The 17,609-nt window shown below is 58.3% G+C and carries 16 protein-coding genes; 3 read left to right on the plus strand and 13 right to left on the minus strand.

Annotation, left to right across the window (positions count from 1 at the left end):
* Positions 1–20: 20 nt before the first annotated feature.
* Positions 21–2,180 (minus strand): glycine--tRNA ligase subunit beta, encoded by a 2,160-nt coding sequence (gene glyS, locus SynBMKMC1_RS07360; protein ID WP_186471265.1) that lies wholly within the window; start codon positions 2,178–2,180, stop codon positions 21–23.
* Positions 2,181–2,283: 103 nt separating this feature from the next.
* Between glyS and SynBMKMC1_RS07365 the strand changes: the two genes are divergently transcribed.
* Entirely contained in the window at positions 2,284–4,065 is a 1,782-nt protein-coding gene (locus SynBMKMC1_RS07365; RefSeq protein ID WP_255486084.1) for an NADPH-dependent assimilatory sulfite reductase hemoprotein subunit, read from the plus strand.
* Here SynBMKMC1_RS07365 and SynBMKMC1_RS07370 read toward each other — a convergent pair.
* The 11 genes from SynBMKMC1_RS07370 to SynBMKMC1_RS07420 form a co-directional block, all read right to left on the minus strand.
* On the minus strand, positions 3,987–4,766 hold the full coding sequence (locus tag SynBMKMC1_RS07370) for a M15 family metallopeptidase (RefSeq protein ID WP_186471266.1): 780 nt from the start codon (positions 4,764–4,766) through the stop codon (positions 3,987–3,989). The two genes, SynBMKMC1_RS07365 and SynBMKMC1_RS07370, sit on opposite strands and share 79 nt — an antisense overlap.
* Positions 4,767–4,806: 40 nt before the next feature.
* On the minus strand, positions 4,807–7,338 hold the full coding sequence (recG, locus tag SynBMKMC1_RS07375) for an ATP-dependent DNA helicase RecG (protein ID WP_186471267.1): 2,532 nt from the start codon (positions 7,336–7,338) through the stop codon (positions 4,807–4,809).
* Positions 7,299–8,450, minus strand: coding sequence for a hypothetical protein (locus SynBMKMC1_RS07380; RefSeq protein WP_255486085.1), 1,152 nt, complete (start codon positions 8,448–8,450; stop codon positions 7,299–7,301). Before SynBMKMC1_RS07380 ends, recG begins: the two co-directional genes overlap by 40 nt.
* 2 nt (positions 8,451–8,452) lie before the next feature.
* Positions 8,453–9,112 (minus strand): translation elongation factor Ts, encoded by a 660-nt coding sequence (tsf, locus tag SynBMKMC1_RS07385; RefSeq protein WP_011933233.1) that lies wholly within the window; start codon positions 9,110–9,112, stop codon positions 8,453–8,455.
* Positions 9,113–9,199: 87 nt separating this feature from the next.
* Positions 9,200–9,919, minus strand: a complete 720-nt coding sequence (rpsB, locus tag SynBMKMC1_RS07390; RefSeq protein ID WP_186471268.1) for a 30S ribosomal protein S2 — start codon at positions 9,917–9,919, stop codon at positions 9,200–9,202.
* A 132-nt stretch (positions 9,920–10,051) separates the two neighbouring features.
* The gene (locus tag SynBMKMC1_RS07395) at positions 10,052–10,984 is read right to left on the minus strand and encodes a glycosyltransferase family 2 protein (protein WP_186471269.1); all 933 of its coding nucleotides are present in this window, start codon (positions 10,982–10,984) and stop codon (positions 10,052–10,054) included.
* A gap of 86 nt (positions 10,985–11,070) precedes the next feature.
* Complete coding sequence (locus SynBMKMC1_RS07400; RefSeq protein ID WP_006850288.1) at positions 11,071–11,226, minus strand: hypothetical protein; 156 nt, start codon at positions 11,224–11,226, stop codon at positions 11,071–11,073.
* A gap of 35 nt (positions 11,227–11,261) precedes the next feature.
* Positions 11,262–11,993 carry a DevA family ABC transporter ATP-binding protein gene (locus SynBMKMC1_RS07405; protein ID WP_186471270.1) on the minus strand — a complete coding sequence of 244 codons (732 nt, stop codon included), beginning with the start codon at positions 11,991–11,993 and terminating at the stop codon, positions 11,262–11,264.
* The gene (gene devC, locus SynBMKMC1_RS07410) at positions 11,993–13,165 is read right to left on the minus strand and encodes an ABC transporter permease DevC (protein ID WP_186471271.1); all 1,173 of its coding nucleotides are present in this window, start codon (positions 13,163–13,165) and stop codon (positions 11,993–11,995) included. Before devC ends, SynBMKMC1_RS07405 begins: the two co-directional genes overlap by 1 nt.
* Complete coding sequence (locus SynBMKMC1_RS07415; protein WP_186471272.1) at positions 13,162–14,067, minus strand: HlyD family efflux transporter periplasmic adaptor subunit; 906 nt, start codon at positions 14,065–14,067, stop codon at positions 13,162–13,164. The genes devC and SynBMKMC1_RS07415 overlap by 4 nt, the downstream gene beginning before the upstream one ends.
* Complete coding sequence (locus tag SynBMKMC1_RS07420) at positions 14,067–14,801, minus strand: phycocyanobilin:ferredoxin oxidoreductase (protein WP_186471273.1); 735 nt, start codon at positions 14,799–14,801, stop codon at positions 14,067–14,069. The genes SynBMKMC1_RS07415 and SynBMKMC1_RS07420 overlap by 1 nt, the downstream gene beginning before the upstream one ends.
* 24 nt (positions 14,802–14,825) lie before the next feature.
* Between SynBMKMC1_RS07420 and SynBMKMC1_RS07425 the strand changes: the two genes are divergently transcribed.
* Positions 14,826–16,133: a pitrilysin family protein gene (locus SynBMKMC1_RS07425; RefSeq protein ID WP_186471274.1), complete on the plus strand. Its 1,308-nt coding sequence runs from the start codon at positions 14,826–14,828 to the stop codon at positions 16,131–16,133.
* Positions 16,130–17,383: a pitrilysin family protein gene (locus tag SynBMKMC1_RS07430; protein WP_186471275.1), complete on the plus strand. Its 1,254-nt coding sequence runs from the start codon at positions 16,130–16,132 to the stop codon at positions 17,381–17,383. Before SynBMKMC1_RS07425 ends, SynBMKMC1_RS07430 begins: the two co-directional genes overlap by 4 nt.
* On the opposite strand, the gene SynBMKMC1_RS07435 is transcribed toward SynBMKMC1_RS07430, so the two are convergent.
* Positions 17,375–17,602, minus strand: a complete 228-nt coding sequence (locus SynBMKMC1_RS07435) for a DUF3148 domain-containing protein (RefSeq protein WP_186471276.1) — start codon at positions 17,600–17,602, stop codon at positions 17,375–17,377. The two genes, SynBMKMC1_RS07430 and SynBMKMC1_RS07435, sit on opposite strands and share 9 nt — an antisense overlap.
* Between the last annotated feature and the right edge of the window lie 7 nt (positions 17,603–17,609).

A 17,609-nucleotide genomic window follows, 5' to 3' on the forward strand; every position in this document is an offset into this window, starting at 1 on the left:
ATTCAGCTGCAATCTCAGCTTTAGCTTTGGATATGGTCGAATCGAGCCAAAACTGAGGCTTGATTGCGCAGCACTCCCAGCAGGTTGAGGCGATTTCGCCTCACTGATGGGTCTTCAGCCATCACCATCACGCTGTCGGAGCCGTCAAAGAACGCTTCAAGCGCACGGGCTGCTCCCTGAAGTCTCTGAGCCAAACGCTCGTAGTCTTTCGCTTGGGCCAGGGGTCTCAAGGCTTCGAGTTCCACAAGCAGCGCAGCTTCACTCGGTGAATCAAAGAGGGAGGCATCCACGATGCCTTCAACAGAGAGCTTCGACGGAGGCAAGTCGCCTTTTTCAGCCAGACGGGATGCACGCTGGACAACAGCTTGAAGGTCTTGCAGTCGGCCAGATTCTCGCAGTGTCTTCAACAGCAGAAGGCGATCCCGTGCATCCACCGGATCCTCCAGCAAGCGCTCGGTGCTCACCCCTTCCCCACAGACGGCCTGCACCAGATCGATCGCAAATCCATCGTCTTCGAATTGGGACACCATGCGCTGACAGAGCAGCTGTCCGAGATCGTTGGCGAGGGCTTCAGCTTCAACATTGAAGGCTGGAAAACGCTCAGCCCAGTGCGTTGATGCGGTTGTGAAGAGGGACTGCAGAGGCAGTTGCCAACCCCGATTCCAGAGGATCTGAACAATTCCATTGCCGGCTCTGCGAAGGGCATAGGGATCAGAGGATCCCGTCGGTCGCTGACCTTTGGCGAAAATGCTCAGCAGCAATTCGATGCGTTCCGCTAAAGCCAACAGGGCACCAGCGTCACTGGCAGGGAGCGCATCACCGGACCCAGCAGGCAGATAGTGCTCTGCAACCGCAAGAGCCACGTCTCTGGGCTCTCCTTCTTCAAGCAGATACTTGCCGCCCATCAATCCCTGCAGTTCAGGGAATTCTCCAACCATCTGACAGACAAGATCGTGCTTGCAAAGGTGGGCGGCACGTCTGGCATGGCTGGCGACCGTCCCTTCGAGCTGAAGCGCAAGCAGCAATTGGTCCATGACCCAACTGATGCGTTCACTTCGATCGAAAAGCGACCCCAAACCCTCAGCAAAGGTGACACGCTCCAGGCTTTGCCGTCGCTGCTCACTGGACTGACGCCGATCAACATTGAGGAAGAACTCGGCATCGGCTAGCCGGGCCCCAAGAACGCGTTGATTTCCGCTGACAATGGTGTCCGAAGCGGACTCCACTCCATTGCTAACCAGCAGGAATTCAGGCTTCAGAACGTTTCGGGCCTGAAGCTGCAAAGGGTCTGAAACAGCCTGCGGGATCCGCAAAGGCACGTAACGCTGATGGGCTTGCATCACCGTGACAATCACTTCGGGTGGCAGCTCTAAAAAGCGATCCGCAATCCGGCCTTTCAGCACCGATGGGCTTTCAACAAGATCGACAAGTTCCTGAAACAGCGACTCTGGGCAATCAGCTTGTCCATCACAGCGCTCGGATTCCGAGACGATCGCAGCGCGAATGGTTTCAGCCCGTTGCTCACGGTTCACCATCACCCCGGCGTCGTTGAGTTGCCTCAGAAGGTCCTCGGCAGAGTTCACCTCCTGAAGCTGTTCATGCAAACGATGACCACGGCTTGTGCGTCCGCTGGTCACCACAGGGTCTGCAGTATCAAGAGTCACAGGAATGACGGCATCCCCCAGCATCACCACCAGCCAACGCACCGGTCGACTGAAGCGCTGCTCTCCACAGCCCCAACGCATGAATCGACGACCCTGCAGTGCATCGATCCATCGGGGAACACACTCTCCAAGCAGTGCGGAACTGGGTTGGCCTGGAGTCTTGACCCGTGCAAATAGACAAGGGCCTTTCGGCGTGTCCTTGGGCTGGAGATCCTCTGGATCGACGCCACAGCGCTTGGCAAAACCGATTGCAGCGGGTCCAGGCCGGCCATCCACTAAGGCCTGGGAAACTGGTGGACCTTTGCGGTCTTCTTCCAGATCGGGCTGAGAATCGATCAGTTCCCTGACGACCACAAGAAGTCGACGCGGTGTTCCCGTCACGGACAGTTCCCCGTGGGCCAGGCGCAGATCCTTGAGATCGCTACGAATCCTCTGCTCCAATTGCCGAAGAGCCGAGGGAACGAAATCGGCGGGAAGTTCTTCAGTGCCGATCTCGAGAAGGAACGTGTTCGCCACAGCACGCGGATATCCAAGAAGAGACTGTATTGGAAGCCGCTAATAGGAGTCGCTAGAGGTGGCCGCTTCGCTAGCTTCAAGAGGTTGCTGCAGCTCTTTGCCGGTGAGTCAGTCCAGTGTGGAATCCGCCACGGAATCAACCACTACCAGGCTGCCGAAGGCTGAGCAACGCAAGCTCGACAGTCATCACCTGCGGGACCCCCTGCTGGACGAACTCGCGAACGATCTTCCCTTCTTCAGTGAGGATGCCCTGCAACTGCTGAAGTTCCACGGGAGTTACCAGCAAGATGACCGCGATAAAAGGGAGAAAGGAAAAGACAAGACCTGGCAAATGATGCTGCGCCTGCGCAGTCCTGCCGGTCGCATCCCTGCCCAGTTGTTCCTGGCCATGGATGACCTGTCCAACCGCCTCGGTGATGGATCCCTGCGCGCCACGACGCGACAGGCCTTTCAAATGCATGGCATCCCGAAAGGGGACCTGAAAGAAGTCATTGGAACCATCGTGGAAAACATGGGTTCCACCTTGGCGGCCTGTGGAGACATCAACCGCAATGTCATGGCACCGGCTGCTCCTTACGCCAAAGGGGCTTATCCAGCGGCTCGCCAATTGGCCGACGAGATTGCCGATGTTCTCAGCCCCGAAGCCGCTGAATCCTCATACCTCGACTTGTGGATCGATGGCGACCTCAGTTACCGCATTCGTCCTTCGCGATCGGTGAAGGCAGCACGCCTCCGTCAACGCGATGCCGGCGTGTTCTCCGGCAGCGACGACGAGCCTCTCTACGGAGACACCTATCTCCCCAGAAAGTTCAAAGTGGCCGTGACGGTCCCTGGGGACAACTCCGTCGACCTTCTGACCCAGGACATTGGCCTCGTGGCGTTCACTGATGCTGCAGGTGCTCTGCTCGGCTGCAATGTGTATGTGGGCGGCGGCATGGGCCGCACCCACAACAAAGAAGAGACTTTCGCGAGGGTTGCTGATCCCCTTGGCTACGTCGCAGCAGGCGATGTGCTCGATCTCGTGCAGTCGATCCTGGCCCTGCAGCGCGATCACGGTGATCGTCAGATCCGGCGTCATGCCCGGATGAAATATCTTCTTCACGACAAAGGCGTGTCCTGGTTCAGGACCGAACTCACGCAGAACTATTTCCGCGGTGAGCTCAAAGGTCTTCGCAACGAGTCGAAAGCCAAGCTCAGTGATTACCTCGGCTGGCACCGACAGCAGCCCGGTGTTTGGTTTGTTGGCATTCCATTGCTGTGCGGACGACTTGAGGGATCCTTCAAGGCAGGGCTCCGCGACATCGTGGATCGCTACCAGCTCGAGCTGCGTTTAACACCCAATCAAGACGTGCTCCTCTGCAACATCGGCAGTGCTCAGCGCAATTCCGTGCGTGACGCGTTGTCGGATCTTGGAATGCAAACGCCGGAAGCGCCCCCACCGCTGGCTCGTCATGCCATTGCTTGCCCTGCCTTACCCACATGCGGGTTAGCCATTACTGAATCCGAACGCATCCTTCCCAAGGTGCTCGAGCGGCTGGATGCCCAACTCAGCAGGCTTGAAATCGAGAAGTCACTCCTGTTCCGCATGACGGGATGTCCCAATGGTTGTGCCCGTCCATACATGGCAGAGCTCGCACTGGTCGGCAGCGGTGTGAATCAGTATCAACTGTGGCTTGGTGGCAGCGCCAATCTTCAGCGCTTAGCGAAACCCTTTCTGCAACGCATGCCATTGGATGAACTTGAAAGCACGCTGGAACCGCTGCTTGTGAGCTGGAAGCAGGCTGGTGGTCGGAGAGGTTTTGGTGATCACGTGAACCGGCTCGGTGATGAGCGCGTCGCTGAACTGCTCGCCGCAGCGCACGCGTCACCATCCACGCGGCCGTAAACAGCGATCGACTCCGCAACCGTCCAGGCCCACAGCTGATCCCCGTGGCTGAAATGCCACCACTCATTGGGATGACGCACAAAACCCGCTTGTTTCATGGCGGCATGCAAGCTGCACCGTCTCTGGTGCCAGAGGGCTTCTGGGCTGTTGGGATTGGCCTTCGCAGCGGATGCATGGTGGTCTGGCAGGGATTCAGAGCCGATGGCATCGAATGCTCCCCCCATGTTCAAAGCCGCTCCACGCTGATCGGCCAGCGTTAAATCGATCGCTGCACCCGTGCTGTGGGGAGGCGGCATGGAGCGATCCTCGCTGGGTGGCGCCCAGAACCGTGAAACCTCGCGCTTAACCTCATCCAGTGCCGTCTGCCATTGGGGCTGCGACGGATTGAGGCCACGACGTCCACACTCCTCCTCAATCGCGTGCTCGATCATGAAGGCTTGAACACTGACTGGACGCCAGGCATCCAACACAAGGAGCTGAAGCGGGCCGACCTCGGGGTCCGGATGCTGAATGAGTTGGTTCTGCGCTTGCACCAGTCGCGCGATCACACTTGCGCGCAGCCTGAAGGGATCACCCTGATCTCCGTAGGGGGCACCGAGTTTTGCGTAGGGATGGGGCTCAAAACAGAGGAACGTCCCTCTGAGCGACTGCAGCGGTTCACCGCACTCCGTGATGGCCACATCACTCCAAGGCCGGCGCATCGTTGATCTTGCAATCAACCGAACTCTATTGATCAGCTCCTTAATTCAACTGCGCCGCAGACGTCACCCGGTTGCGTTGCGCATCCAGCAGGCTGCGCAGCACAGAGTGATCGATCAGATCAGGATCGTTGCGGAGAATATCGGCCGCTTCTTCCCGAGCTTCCTCCAAAACGGAGCCATCATCAGCCAGGCTGGCCAAAGCCAGGTCCGGCAACCCGGACTGGCGAGTCCCCAGCACCTGGCCGGGACCACGAAGTCGCAAGTCCATTTCGGCGATTTCGAAACCGTCGGTTGAACGTACAAGCACTTCAAGCCTTTGCCGGGCCAGGGGGTTGCGACTGTCGTTGATCAGCAAGCATCGGGATGCGGCCGCACCTCTGCCAACCCGCCCACGGAGCTGGTGAAGTTGGGCCAATCCGAAACGATCGGCATGATCAATCATCATCACGCTGGCTTCCGGAACATCCACACCAACCTCCACAACGGTTGTGGACACCAGAACCTGCGTCTCACCTTTCGCGAACGCCTGAATCACCGCCTGCTTGTCCACACTTGGCAACCGTCCATGCAGGAGTCCGACCTTGAGATCTGGAAACACCTCATCCTCAAGCTGACGATGCACATCAACGGCTGAGCGCAAGTCCATTTTTTCTGACTCTTCCACCAGGGGAAGCACCACATAGGCTCTCTGACCTTTCTCCACCTCTTCGCGGATCAAGCTGTAGGCCTGATCGCGCTCAGAGCCGGCCAGCATTGTGGTCATGATCGGCGTGCGGCCAGGGGGGAGCTCATCGATCTGACTGACGTCGAGATCACCATGAAGCGACAACGCCAGCGTCCGCGGAATCGGTGTCGCCGTCATCGTGAGCAGATGGGGTTGCAGCCCTTTTCCAAGAAGTCGATTGCGCTGACGCACCCCAAAGCGGTGCTGTTCATCGACAACCACCAAGCCAAGACGTTCGAAGGCCACGGGATCTTCGAGAAGGGCGTGAGTCCCCACGAGAACCTTGCAGGCCCCGGAAGCCACATCGGCGAGAAGGCGCCGACGCTTCTTCAGCGGCGTGGAACCGGTGAGCAACTCAACCGAGACATGCAAAGGGGGGAGCCATTGGCAGAGACTGCGGTAGTGCTGTTCAGCTAGCACCTCGGTGGGGGCCATCATGGCTCCCTGTAATCCAGCCTGAATGGCCTTGAGCAAGGCAGCGACCGCAACAACGGTTTTGCCGCTGCCCACATCACCCTGCACCAACCGAGCCATGGGTTCCGAGCGCTCGAGATCGGCATCAATTTCTGCCAACACTCTGGTTTGAGCGTTTGTGAACTGGAACGGAAGATTGTTCAGGAATCGACTCAGGAGACCGTCTCGATCCGACGTGATCTTCAGGGATGGCGCTGTTCGTTGGCGCAGTGCCGCCCTGCGCTGCATCAATCCAAGCTGGAGCAGCAGAAATTCATCAAAGACAAGCCGGTGACGGGCCTGTTGGAGTTGCTCGGATGACTCCGGTCGATGGATCGCCGTCATGGCCTGGTGCCGATGCAGCAGCTGCCTGGCCTGGCGTCGTTGAGCCGGCAGTGGCTCGGGCCACAAACGGATGGATGGCAGGGTTGCCTCCACCAAGCTCCTGAAACGATCCGCTGTCAGTCCTTCGGTCAGGGAATACACCGGTAGAAGCCGGCCGATGCGTTTGGATTGCAAAGGAGCCTGGGGACTCTCCATCACCTCAATCAACGGATCCTGAAAGCTGCGGCCGTAGGGTCCGTCCTTGACCAGTCCGCTCACTGCGACGGTGGCTCCATTCGGATAGAGCCTGGTCTGTCCATGGAGATAGGAGGGGTTGCTAAAGCGGCGACCGGCGAGGAAGCGGCTGACTTTGATCCGTCCGGTGGGATCTTGCAGCTGCAGTTCGATGATCGAAAGATTGGGGTTTCTCGGACTTGTGAAGCCGTGACAGCGACGGACCGTGGCCACGATGGTGGCCGTTTCCCCAGGAACTAAGGCCTCAATCCGGCGTAAAGCGGAATAGTCCACATAGTCCCTTGGGTAGTGCAGCAATAAATCTCTAACCACCAGCAGCCCGAGGCTGGCCAAGCGTTCCGCCTGCTTGGGACCAATGCCTCGAACCCGTGACAGCGGTGCGTCGAGAGAGAGATCTCCCTGCTGATGGGCTGCAGCCGCCGTGCTGCGAGTGGCAACCTTCAATTTGGGAGGTGCCATCGGTCGCGTGGGTTCCAGGCGCTGACGCAGGGCGTGAAGCCACTGCCTCACCGTTGTGACAAGGCGCCGACGCGCAGCATCACTGAGGGAGGGATAAGACTGAAATTCATGGCAGAACGCCTGAAGGCGCTCCTCGCAATCGGGCGGGAACGCGCCTGCTGGTGGAGCACCCAATTCACGGCTCATGAATCCGTGAAAGGTGTCCTGACGGCCTTGAACATTGACGAATCCACGATCCGCCTCAAGCGCCAGCGCTTGTTGAAGCGGGCGTAGCCAAATATGAAAACGTTCCAGGGACTGATGATCCTGCCCAGAACTCAATGGTGCGGAGGACTCTCCGTTTGGTTGGGCCACCAATGGGTTTGAACCTCTCTGGCGCTGCTGCGACGTTGCCAGTGTCGCTCCTTCACCACAAGAGTGGAGAGTGCTCGCCGTTGATGCTGGAGACGTCCGCGGCAACGGCGGAGAGCGTGATCATCGAATTCCAGTTCGGAGCTGCGCAGCAGCAAGCATTGCGCTTCGTAAGACTGCTGATCACCAGCCGTTGGTAGGGGCAGCTGAAGCTTCAGAAGATTGGACTGGGTGGCTTCCGATGGAATCTGACCGTTCAAGGCAGCCTCCAGAAGCTGAATAGGCAACAGGCTTCGAATGATTCCCGCACGCATCAGCTCCACGTTGAGCGCATGGGACAGGTTGCGCAAACGCCAGCTAAGAGCCGCATCAATCCCCTCCATCCAGACCAGCAGAGCACTTGGTGAGGTGGGCATCAACTGATTCGATTCAGTGCCATCCAACCTGAGAAGGGGATCTGTCGAGTCCGTGGATTCCGTGGAAGATTCTCTGGGTTCGATGGCTTCACCAGCGAGCACAAACAACGACCGGAGCAGGTCAAGCTCTGTCGTCTCCTGAGGGGGAGGGAGGTCATCGTGGGACGGCTCATCCATCTCGCAATCAGGCGACTCCTCAACGGTCTCCTGTGCAGGGAAGAGGCCTTCAATCAGGTCTGGACGTTCCAGGGGAAGGGACAGGCCGAGATGAACTTCCTCACAAACCCCGGGTGCAGCCGGTTGTTCAGCAGAAGGTTGTTCAGCAGAAGGCTGTTCAACAGCCGTGGTCAGTGCCTGGACTTGCAGCAGCCGGATGCGTTGCGCATCGCGACGCAGACGATCGGCCGTGACCAGAAGCTGCTCAACGGTGATCAGAGACGTGGTTCTCTGTACCAGGGCATCAACACGCCGAAGCAGATCGCCCACTCCATCCGCTCTGCGGATGGTTGGATCGACACTGCGCGCACAAAGAAGGTGCTTGATGGCTGTACGCACAGCTCTGGAGAGCTGATCGCGCACGATCTGAAGATAGAGCGCCTCTTCCCGGTAAAGAACAGGTGTAAGGGAGCGACACCGGCGACCCAGACGCTCCAGCTGGAGGTCTGGGTCGTGACGATGGCGGCTCTCCGAATCAGCCCCCAAAATCAGCCCTTGGTCATCGAAGCCACTTCAGCGGCGAAATCATTTTCCTCAACTTCAATGCCCTCGCCGAGGGTATAGCGCGTGAAACGGCGAACCTTCACGTTCTCGCCGATCTTGCCGGCCGTTTGCTTCACCAGTTCAGCAACAGTGAGGGAGCTGTCTTTGATGAAAGGTTGCTCCATCAGGGCCAGTTCCTTCAGACGCTTGTTGATCCGGCCTTCGACGATCTTCTCCTTCATCTGCTCAGGCTTGCCATCGAGGTCATCGCGGCCCATTTCAATGGCCTTCTCGCGTTCGCGGATCTCAGAGGGAATGTCATCGGTGTTGACGTACTCCACGCCTGGACAGGCAGCCACTTGCATGGACACGTCTCTGAGCAGTTCCTGGAACATGTCACCACGGGCGACGAAATCGGTTTCGCAGTTGATTTCGATCAGCACGCCCACACGGGCGCCTGTGTGGATGTAACTGCCGATGGCTCCTTCAGCAGCAGTTCGGCCTGATTTTTTCTCAGCACTGGCAATACCTTTCTGGCGAAGCCATTCGATGGCTTTGTCAGCATCGCCGTCGGTGGCTGCAAGTGCTTTCTTGCAATCCATCATTCCAGCGCCGGTCTTGTCGCGCAGGTCCTTAACGAGCTTGGCGGATACGGCAGCGGCCATCAGAGGAGAAGGAGAGGAGTGTTTGGACAAAAAGCCGCCCTTCCCGATTCATCGGAAGGGCGGCGTGAACTTAGCGGCTCGCGGGACTCAGCCTTCGCTGCCGTCACCACCACGCTGTTCATTCGAGCCGTGACGGCCTTCATTGATGGCATCGGCCAAACGGCTCAGCACCAACTGAACGGAACGCACAGCGTCGTCGTTGCAAGGAATGGGGACCTCACAGAGATCGGGATCACAGTTGGTGTCCAGCATGGACACCAGAGGAATATCCAATTTGCGGGCCTCGAGCACCGCATTCGTTTCCCGGCGCTGATCGACCAGCACCATCACATCGGGAAGACGGCGCATGTTCTTCAGACCACCCAGATACTTCTGGAGACGATCCAGTTCACGGCGAAGAACAGCACCCTCCTTCTTGGGGCGCATGGCGATGGCTCCGCTGGCCTCCATGCGCTCCAGGTCCTTGAGACGATCGATCCGGGCCTTCATGGTGGTCCAGTTGGTGAGCATGCCGCCCAACCAGCGTTGGTTCACATAGGACCCACCGCAACGCAGGGCCTCCTGGGCCACAACTTCAGACGCTTGCTTCTTGGTTCCCACGAACAGGAAACGTTTGCCGCTTCTTGCAGCAGAGCGCACCCATTTGTAGGCGTTGTTCATGCAGACAGCGGTCTGCACGAGGTCAATGATGTGGACCCCGTTGCGCGCGCAGTAGATGTAGCGCGACATTTTGGGATTCCAACGACGGGTCTGGTGCCCAAAGTGGGCACCAGCTTCCATCATCTCAGCGAGAGTGACGACAGCCATGATTGATTGAGGTTTCGGGTTGGCCTCCACCTGTCAGGGATCACGTGGCGGACTGAAGCCGATCACGATCAGCACCCGAAACAGACAGGTGTGCGGTTTGAAAGAACAGATTGAATGTATCAAATGGGCTGGTCAATGCAGACCCATGACCTTGGCTTCTCTGTACAAAGCCTCCACACCAAGTCGGTTCAATGGAAGGCGCAAGAGCTCCAGAGCCAGAGAGGGCTGTCCTTGACGGATCAACCAGGAGAGAAGCGGTTTGAGTGTTTGCTCGTTGACCAATCCCCCGAGGGTTAAGACCCACCAGAGAATCCTGTGCATCCAAGTGAACTGAATGATCATGCGCACTCGGCGGCTCGGATGCTTTCTGTAAAAGACAAGCCCCATGCGGGCCCGCTCTCTCTCCACACGAATCAGATCGGGGATTTGTTCAAGCCGAAAAGCGGGATGCCAGTGATATCCCACGGCTTCAGGGCAGCGGACGAGCGCAACACCCATTTGTCTGAGTCGTTCACCCAGCTCAAGATCCTCCCAGCCGTAGAGCCGGAATCCAGTATCGAAGAGACCTGACTGCTCGAGAACGCGGCGATCGATGGCGACGTTACCCGTTGCGAAATAAGCCCAGGACAGGTCTCTGAGCTTGTGCCGCTCATGGGTTGGATGCTCAAAATTCGCAGTGTTGATCACTGCGCCGTAGGTAAAACACAGGCGATGACCACTGCGATGCCACTGAGCAGCAAGGGCTCTGGCATGACTGGCCAGAAACGTTGGCGTGACGACCAGATCACTGTCGATAAAGACAATGACATCTCCACGGGCATGGCTGACACCCCGGTTGCGACCTTCCGCAGGCCCGCCGTGGCTTTGTTCAATCAGACGCACGCGGGGGAAGCGGCTGCTTGAAGCCCTCAACCAGTCCGTCGTTCCATCGGTGGAGCCGTCATCGACGACGACCACCTCATAATTTTCAATCTCCCCACTGGGATTTTGCCCTTCCAGTGCAAGCAAGCACTTTTCCAGGATCGGGCGTCGGTTGTAGGTGGGAATGACGACGCTGATGAACATCCGCGCTTCTCGGGAATCCGATTGACGTCAGCCTAAGGGCACAAAAAAAGGGGGGAAGCCCCCCCCGCTCTGGAAAGAGCACGCCCTTAATCGGCGGCTCCGCCGTTGTTGGCGGTTCCTGTCACACCGTTGCCGGCACCCTCGCCACGGCCGTCATTGCGCATCTTGCGCTTTTTGAACTTGCGCGCGTAAGCGCGGTTGCGCTCTTGCTTTTCTTTCTTGAGATTTCTGCGCTTGGCCATGCGTAGGTTGCAACTTTGGCGGTTGTCTTCCCAACTTACTCAATGGCCTGAAAGAGGCAGCCATCTTCCATGCGCACCAGCCGATCGGCAACATCAAGAATCCTCGGGTCGTGGGTGACCATGAGCACTGAGCAAGACTGTTCTCGCGCTAGACGCTTCAACAGTTCCACCACTTCTCGACCCGTCGCGCTGTCGAGGGCGGCCGTGGGTTCATCAGCCAGCAGGAGCTTGGGCCGTGCGGCAAGGGCACGGGCGATGGCCACACGCTGTTTCTGACCTCCCGAGAGATCGTGGGGAAGCTTGCTGAGCTCAGCATCGAGACCTACAGCACGCAACCACTCCCTGGCTTGATCGCGACGGGCCCGGTAGCTGAATCCAGGGAGAAGATCGGAGCCCATCTGAACGTTCTGTTCAGCCGTGAGGCAACGAAGAAGGTTATGGCCCTGAAAAATCATGCCAATCCGGCGGCGAAGCTTCTGTCGCTGCCCCCGCCCAGCTCCCTTCAACTGTTGTCCGAACACGCGAACATCACCGTCCTGCACCTGGCGTAGGGCTCCGATCAGTGTGAGAAGGGTGGTTTTCCCACATCCAGAGGGCCCCGTCAGCAGAACCACTTCACCAGCGGCAATCTGCAAGTCCACACCTTGCAACACCTGGCGACGGGTCGACCCCTTGCCATACCAATGGCTCAAGCCGCTGATGCTCACACTCAGCTCCTGTCGTGAGCCTTGCCTGGAATGGCTTTCTGAGAGGGTTGTGCTCGACATCAAAAGATCTCCGCCGGATCGGCATCGACAAGGCGTCGCATGGCCAACCCCGCTGACGCCATGCACATGATCAGGATCATCGTGAATACGCTTAATGCTCGGCTGAAATCCATGGCAACAGGGAGTTGGGTTGCATTGCTCACAAGCAGATACAAACCTTGGCCAGCGGCATAAGCAGGAAGATATCCAAACAGGGCCAGTAGTAAGCCTTCACGCACGACAACCCCGAGCAGGTTGAAAAGCCGATATCCCATCGCCATCAACGTGGCGTATTCAGGCAGGTGATCGCTCACATCGGAATAAAGAACCTGATAAACGATCACGCAGCCAACCACGAACCCCATGGCAGCTCCGAGGGTGAAGATGAAGCCAATCGAGGTGCCGGTTTTCCAATAGTTCTGCTCGAAATCGATGAACCCTTGTTTTGTCAGAACCGTGACATCGTCAGGTAGCAAGGTCTTCAGACGCATGACCACCTCCTCAGCGTCGGCATCAGCATTGAGGCGGATCAACCCAACCTCGATGCTTCCTGGAGGCGTGTTGGGGAGCAGTTCACGGAATGTTTCGCTGCTGGTGAGCAGGTTTCCATCGGCGCCAAACGATGTACCAAGCTCAATTAAGCCAGCAACGCGAACACGTTTACCGGCAATTTCGCTTTCAACAACGCGACCTTCGCGAAACCACTCAGCAACTGGCCCGAATTCCGGTCGCGATCGTTCATCAAAGAGAACACGGCCCTTTTGGGTGAGCTGTTTGGCTTTGGGTGCCAGGGTTGCATCGGTAAACAGAGGATCACCGGGCTCAAACCCAAGGGCCAAAATGGAGCGAGTTCCTCGGGTTTCCGGATTTCTCCAGAGGAGAAGATTCCAATTCACAGGGGTGATCCCTTCCACTTCAGGAAGGGCCATGGCCTGGACTAAACGCCTTTTCGGAAAGCCAGCCATACTCACCGAACTGGTCGATCGCGGGCTGATTAAAACAATATCGGTATCGAATAACTGATGCACAGTGACACTGGCATCAAACAACCCATCCCGAAAACCGAGCTGCATGAACATCAGAATTCCGGCAAAACTGATGCCAGCGAGAGCGACAGCCAAGCGCACAGGCTGTCGAATCAACATCAAAGAGGCCAGAGGAATGCCTCTGTTGCTCCAGAACCCACCACTCATGAGGTTTTGAAGCGAGCGATCACCTTCAGCCCCGCTAAGGATTCAACCCGTCGGGCCGAGTCACGATCAAGGCTGACCTGAACCTCCACAACCCTGGCATCGGCGTCACCGGTTGGATTGGTTGACAACACCTCGCGCTGCCTCACCTGGGGGCTGATGCGTTCGACGCGCCCCATCAGACGCCCATCAAATCCACCGTTTTCGCTGACGAGCGTCACAGGATCACCGACGGCGATCCTGTTGATGTCGGATTCATACACTTCAATTAGCGCTTCCATCGATTGGCTGGCGCCCACTTCGAGCACGCCATCAGCACCGGGGCGCTCACCGACTCGGGTGTGCAGCCTGAGCACAGTGCCGTCAATCGGTGATCGCAGCTCACTGTCGACGAGATCAGCCTCGAGGGCGCGGCGCTCAGCAATCAACTCGATGCGCTTGCGCTCCACCAATGTCAAATCTTTCTGTTTCTCTTCGAGAATCACCATCGAAGCGGCACCAACCTTGGCTGCTTCTGCGTAGCGAGCCACTTCTCGACGTCTCAGGGGTATTTCCGTATCAACCGTGCGGATCTGGGCATCAAGAGACTTCAGATCAGCTTCGATCTGAGGGCGGCTATCAAAAACAGACAGCACCTGACCGCGCGTGACCGTATCGCCCTCAGCCACCAGAAGTTTCGAGACGCGAGGGGTGCCTCCGAACCTGCTCATCGGTGCGGCGAGCCGGCGAATCTCTCCGAGAGGTCGAAGCCGCCCCAAGGCAGCGACGGCCTCCGGAGGGCGCGGTGATTCGGTCTGAGGAGCCTTCGCAACAACACGGGCAGGGCGTTGGAGAAACGCAACACCGCCGGCAATCACCAGGATCGTGAGCGTCCCTGCCCCAATCCATAGACCACGTTTGGACATCATGGACTCACCGGCTCGTCGAACAGCAGTTGTTCGATGTAGCGATCGGCCCAGTCCGTCCCGAAGGCTTTCTCCAGAACCCGGCGAGTTTTGTCGTTGCGTTTCTGTTGCTGACAATACGACACCTGCCCGTGGTATCGGGCAATCGTAAACGGATCGTTGGATGCCATTGGTTGGGCACGCTGCACAGCGCGGCTCAGGATGTTGAGGTAGCTCTCAACGAGCTCCACAAACCATTCCTCCTCCTGGCCATTAGCAGGACGGATGAAGCGAACGAAGGGCGAAAAAATTGTGGCCCACGCAGGGAGATCACGGACCTGTTCAAAAGCAGGCATGCCGATGCTGCTGAGGTCGTCCTCGATCGCAGCTGGCAGGTGCTCACCCACTGGCGAAAGATCAACGATGGCCGCAGAGATTCCCGCTGGACTGGCAACAATATCGGCTCCGAAAATGGGCAGATCGAAGCGTGGGTCGGGAAAGAACACGCAGTGGAGAATTTGCAGGCCCACGCCGAGTCGCGCGGTTTCGAGATGCAATTTGCGCAAACCACGGCAGTGGTGCACTTCATTGCTGATGCTCAACGCCTCACCATCAAGACTGCCGATGATCTCCTCAAGATCGGCCGGAACCGCAAGGTCCTGCAGCTCGGGAAGGCCCTCGCGACACTGACGGATGCGAGCGGCGAGAGACACCACCAACGGATGAAGCTCCGGGCCGCTTGAGGACTCAGGCATCAATCCGATCCGTCATTGCACAGAATGGGACTTTGCCACGGGACCCTGACAGCGATCTCCTCCGGTCCTGCACTGGATTACCTCACTCTCCCGAACCAAAGCACTCTGGTCTCTGCAGAACTACCGGGTGCCGGTCTGACCTGCCTTGATTTCTGGTGTCGGGGAGGAAGCTTCTGGGAACACGCAGGCGAGGAGGGCATCGCTCACTTTCTCGAGCACATGGTGTTCAAAGGCAGTGAGCTGTTGCAACCAGGAGAGTTTGATCGCCAAATCGAAGCCCTTGGCGGCAGCAGCAATGCTGCAACCGGCTTCGATGACGTGCACTTTCACGTTCTCGTTCCACCCAAGGAAACGCCAGCAGCGCTCAAGCTGCTGCTTGATCTGGTCCTGCGCCCATCGTTGGAACAGGACTCGTTCGCCATGGAGCGCGAGGTGGTTCTCGAGGAAATCTCTCAGTACCGCGATCAACCCGATGATCTCGTTTTCCAAAAAGTGCTGGAACTCGCGTTCCCCAACCATCCCTACGGCCGGCCGATCCTCGGAATCGACACCAGCTTGAAGGCGATGAATCCCTCGGGAATGCGTCAATACCACCATCGCCGTTACCAGGGGCCGAACTGCTGCCTTGCTGTCGCCGGTGCGATCCCTGGTGATCTCATCAACCACGTGAGGGACAGCGCGCTCTCCGCATTGAGCGATGGGGTTGAAAGCGCAGCACAACACCCACCTGCCGGTGAGCCCCCCTCTGCCAATCCGCTTCCCTTTCAAAAGGGAAGGGACTGCCAAAGCTTTGCCAGGCTTGAGTCAGCGCGCCTTCTCATGGTCTGGCCAACCGCGGCGGCGGCGGATCCCATCGCGGTAGCGGGCGCTGATCTGGCGACAACAATTCTGTCCGAGGGACGTCGGAGCCGACTGGTGCAACGGCTGCGCGAAGATCTTCAGATCGTTGAATCCATCGATATGGATGTGACGACCCTTGAGCAGGGAAGCCTGGTGATGCTTGAGGCATGTTGCCCGGAAGAGCAACTGGAACGGGTTGAACTGGAGATTCGACAGGAACTGCAGCGCAGCGCTGAAGCCCCCGTTCTCGAGGAAGAGCGACAGCGAGCTCTTCACTTGGTGGGCAATGGACTGCGCTTCAGCCTTGAAGCCCCCGGTGCGGTTGCTGCCTGTGCGGGCTCCCAAGCCGTTTGGGGACGGCAGCGGCAACTGCTCGACCCTCTCAACGATCTCGAACAGTGGACCGCGGAGGCCCTGAAGGACGATGTGATGCAGACACTGCAGCCCGACCAGGCCTTCACGTTGATCGCCCGCCCTGCGGAATCAACATGAACGGCACTACTGAAGTGGTCATCGACCCGGTCGCTACCACCGGGGTTCTTTCCGCGAAGCTCTGGATCTGCCGAGGAAGCGGCGCAGATCCTTTCGGTCAGCGGGGTGGACATCAGCTCCTTGGTTCCGTGCTCAGTCGTGGCTGCGGACCTCTCGACCATCTCCAGCTGGCTGATTTGGTGGAAGGCTGCGGTGCAGGACTGCGTTGCGACACCCACGAAGACGGGATTCTGGTGAGCCTGAAATGCGCGCAGAACGATGCCGACAGGTTGCTGCCAATCCTTGGCTGGATGCTGCAGCGCCCCCATCTGAACCCAGCTCAGATCTCTTTGGAAAAGGATCTCAGCCTGCAAGCGCTGCAACGACAGCAGGAAGATCCATTCCAACGTGCCTTTGACGGCTGGCGGCAACTCGCTTTTGCTCAAGGTCCCTACGGGCACGACCCCCTAGGAGTCGCTGGTGAGTTAGAGGGTCTTCATCACAACCACCTGGTGGACCTTTCCACTGCACTGAACGTCGACGGATCCGTCCTGGCTCTCTCCGGAACGATTCCCGAAACACTCCCAGACATTCTCGAAGGTTGGGGGGATGACCCCGTGGAATCTCGCTCCCAGAGCCGCCCCCGTAGGAGCAAGGCAGAGGGAGCGGGTGACTCATCAACTCTGAATAGCGTCGAGACCGAACAGGTGGTGCTGATGCTTGGTCAGGCCACGCTCCCCCATGGTCATCCGGATGATCTGGCCTTGAGAGTGCTGCAGGCCCATCTGGGATCAGGGATGTCGAGCCTTCTGTTCAGGCGTTTACGGGAAGAGCATGGCGTTGCTTACGACGTGGGACTTCACCATCCGGCAAGACAGCATGCGGCGCCCTTTGTGATGCATGCGTCCACCGGAGTGGATCGGGCTCGGCTCAGTCTCGAATTGTTGATGCGGAGCTGGGACGATCTGCTGAACACAGTGATTGACCCAGCGGACCTCGAGTTGGCGATGGCCAAATTCAGAGGGCAGCTGGCCCATGCATCCCAGACCACAGGACAGAGGGCGGAGCGTCGCGCCCAGCTCCGCGCGCTTGGCCTACCCGACGACCACGATCGCCACTGTCTCGATCAGCTCAGCAGCCTCAGCGGTGATGCACTCAAGGCAGTGGCGCAGCAACACCTGACCCAGCCGATGCTCAGCCTGTGTGGGCCAGCTGACTCCCTCAGCATGCTCAAATCAGTTTGGAACAACGGGCCGTTCGCGTCAGCTTGAGGCCTCGTCGTCGCTGGGGGTCAGCGCATCGGTTCCCAACAGAAAAGTCCCTCGCGAAAAACGCACCGCCACGGTCTCTCCGGGATGCAGAGCGGTCACGGTTCCCACCTCATCAAGGTCCACCAGATCGGGTGGACGCAGCATCGGCATCGGATCCGCTGATTTCAGATAGGGCTGAGCACGAAGCAGTCGTACTTGGTCACCAATGGAAACGGCCATAGGAGCT

The sequence above is a fragment of the Synechococcus sp. BMK-MC-1 genome (genome assembly GCF_014279955.1).
In the GTDB taxonomy this organism is placed as follows: domain Bacteria; phylum Cyanobacteriota; class Cyanobacteriia; order PCC-6307; family Cyanobiaceae; genus Synechococcus_C.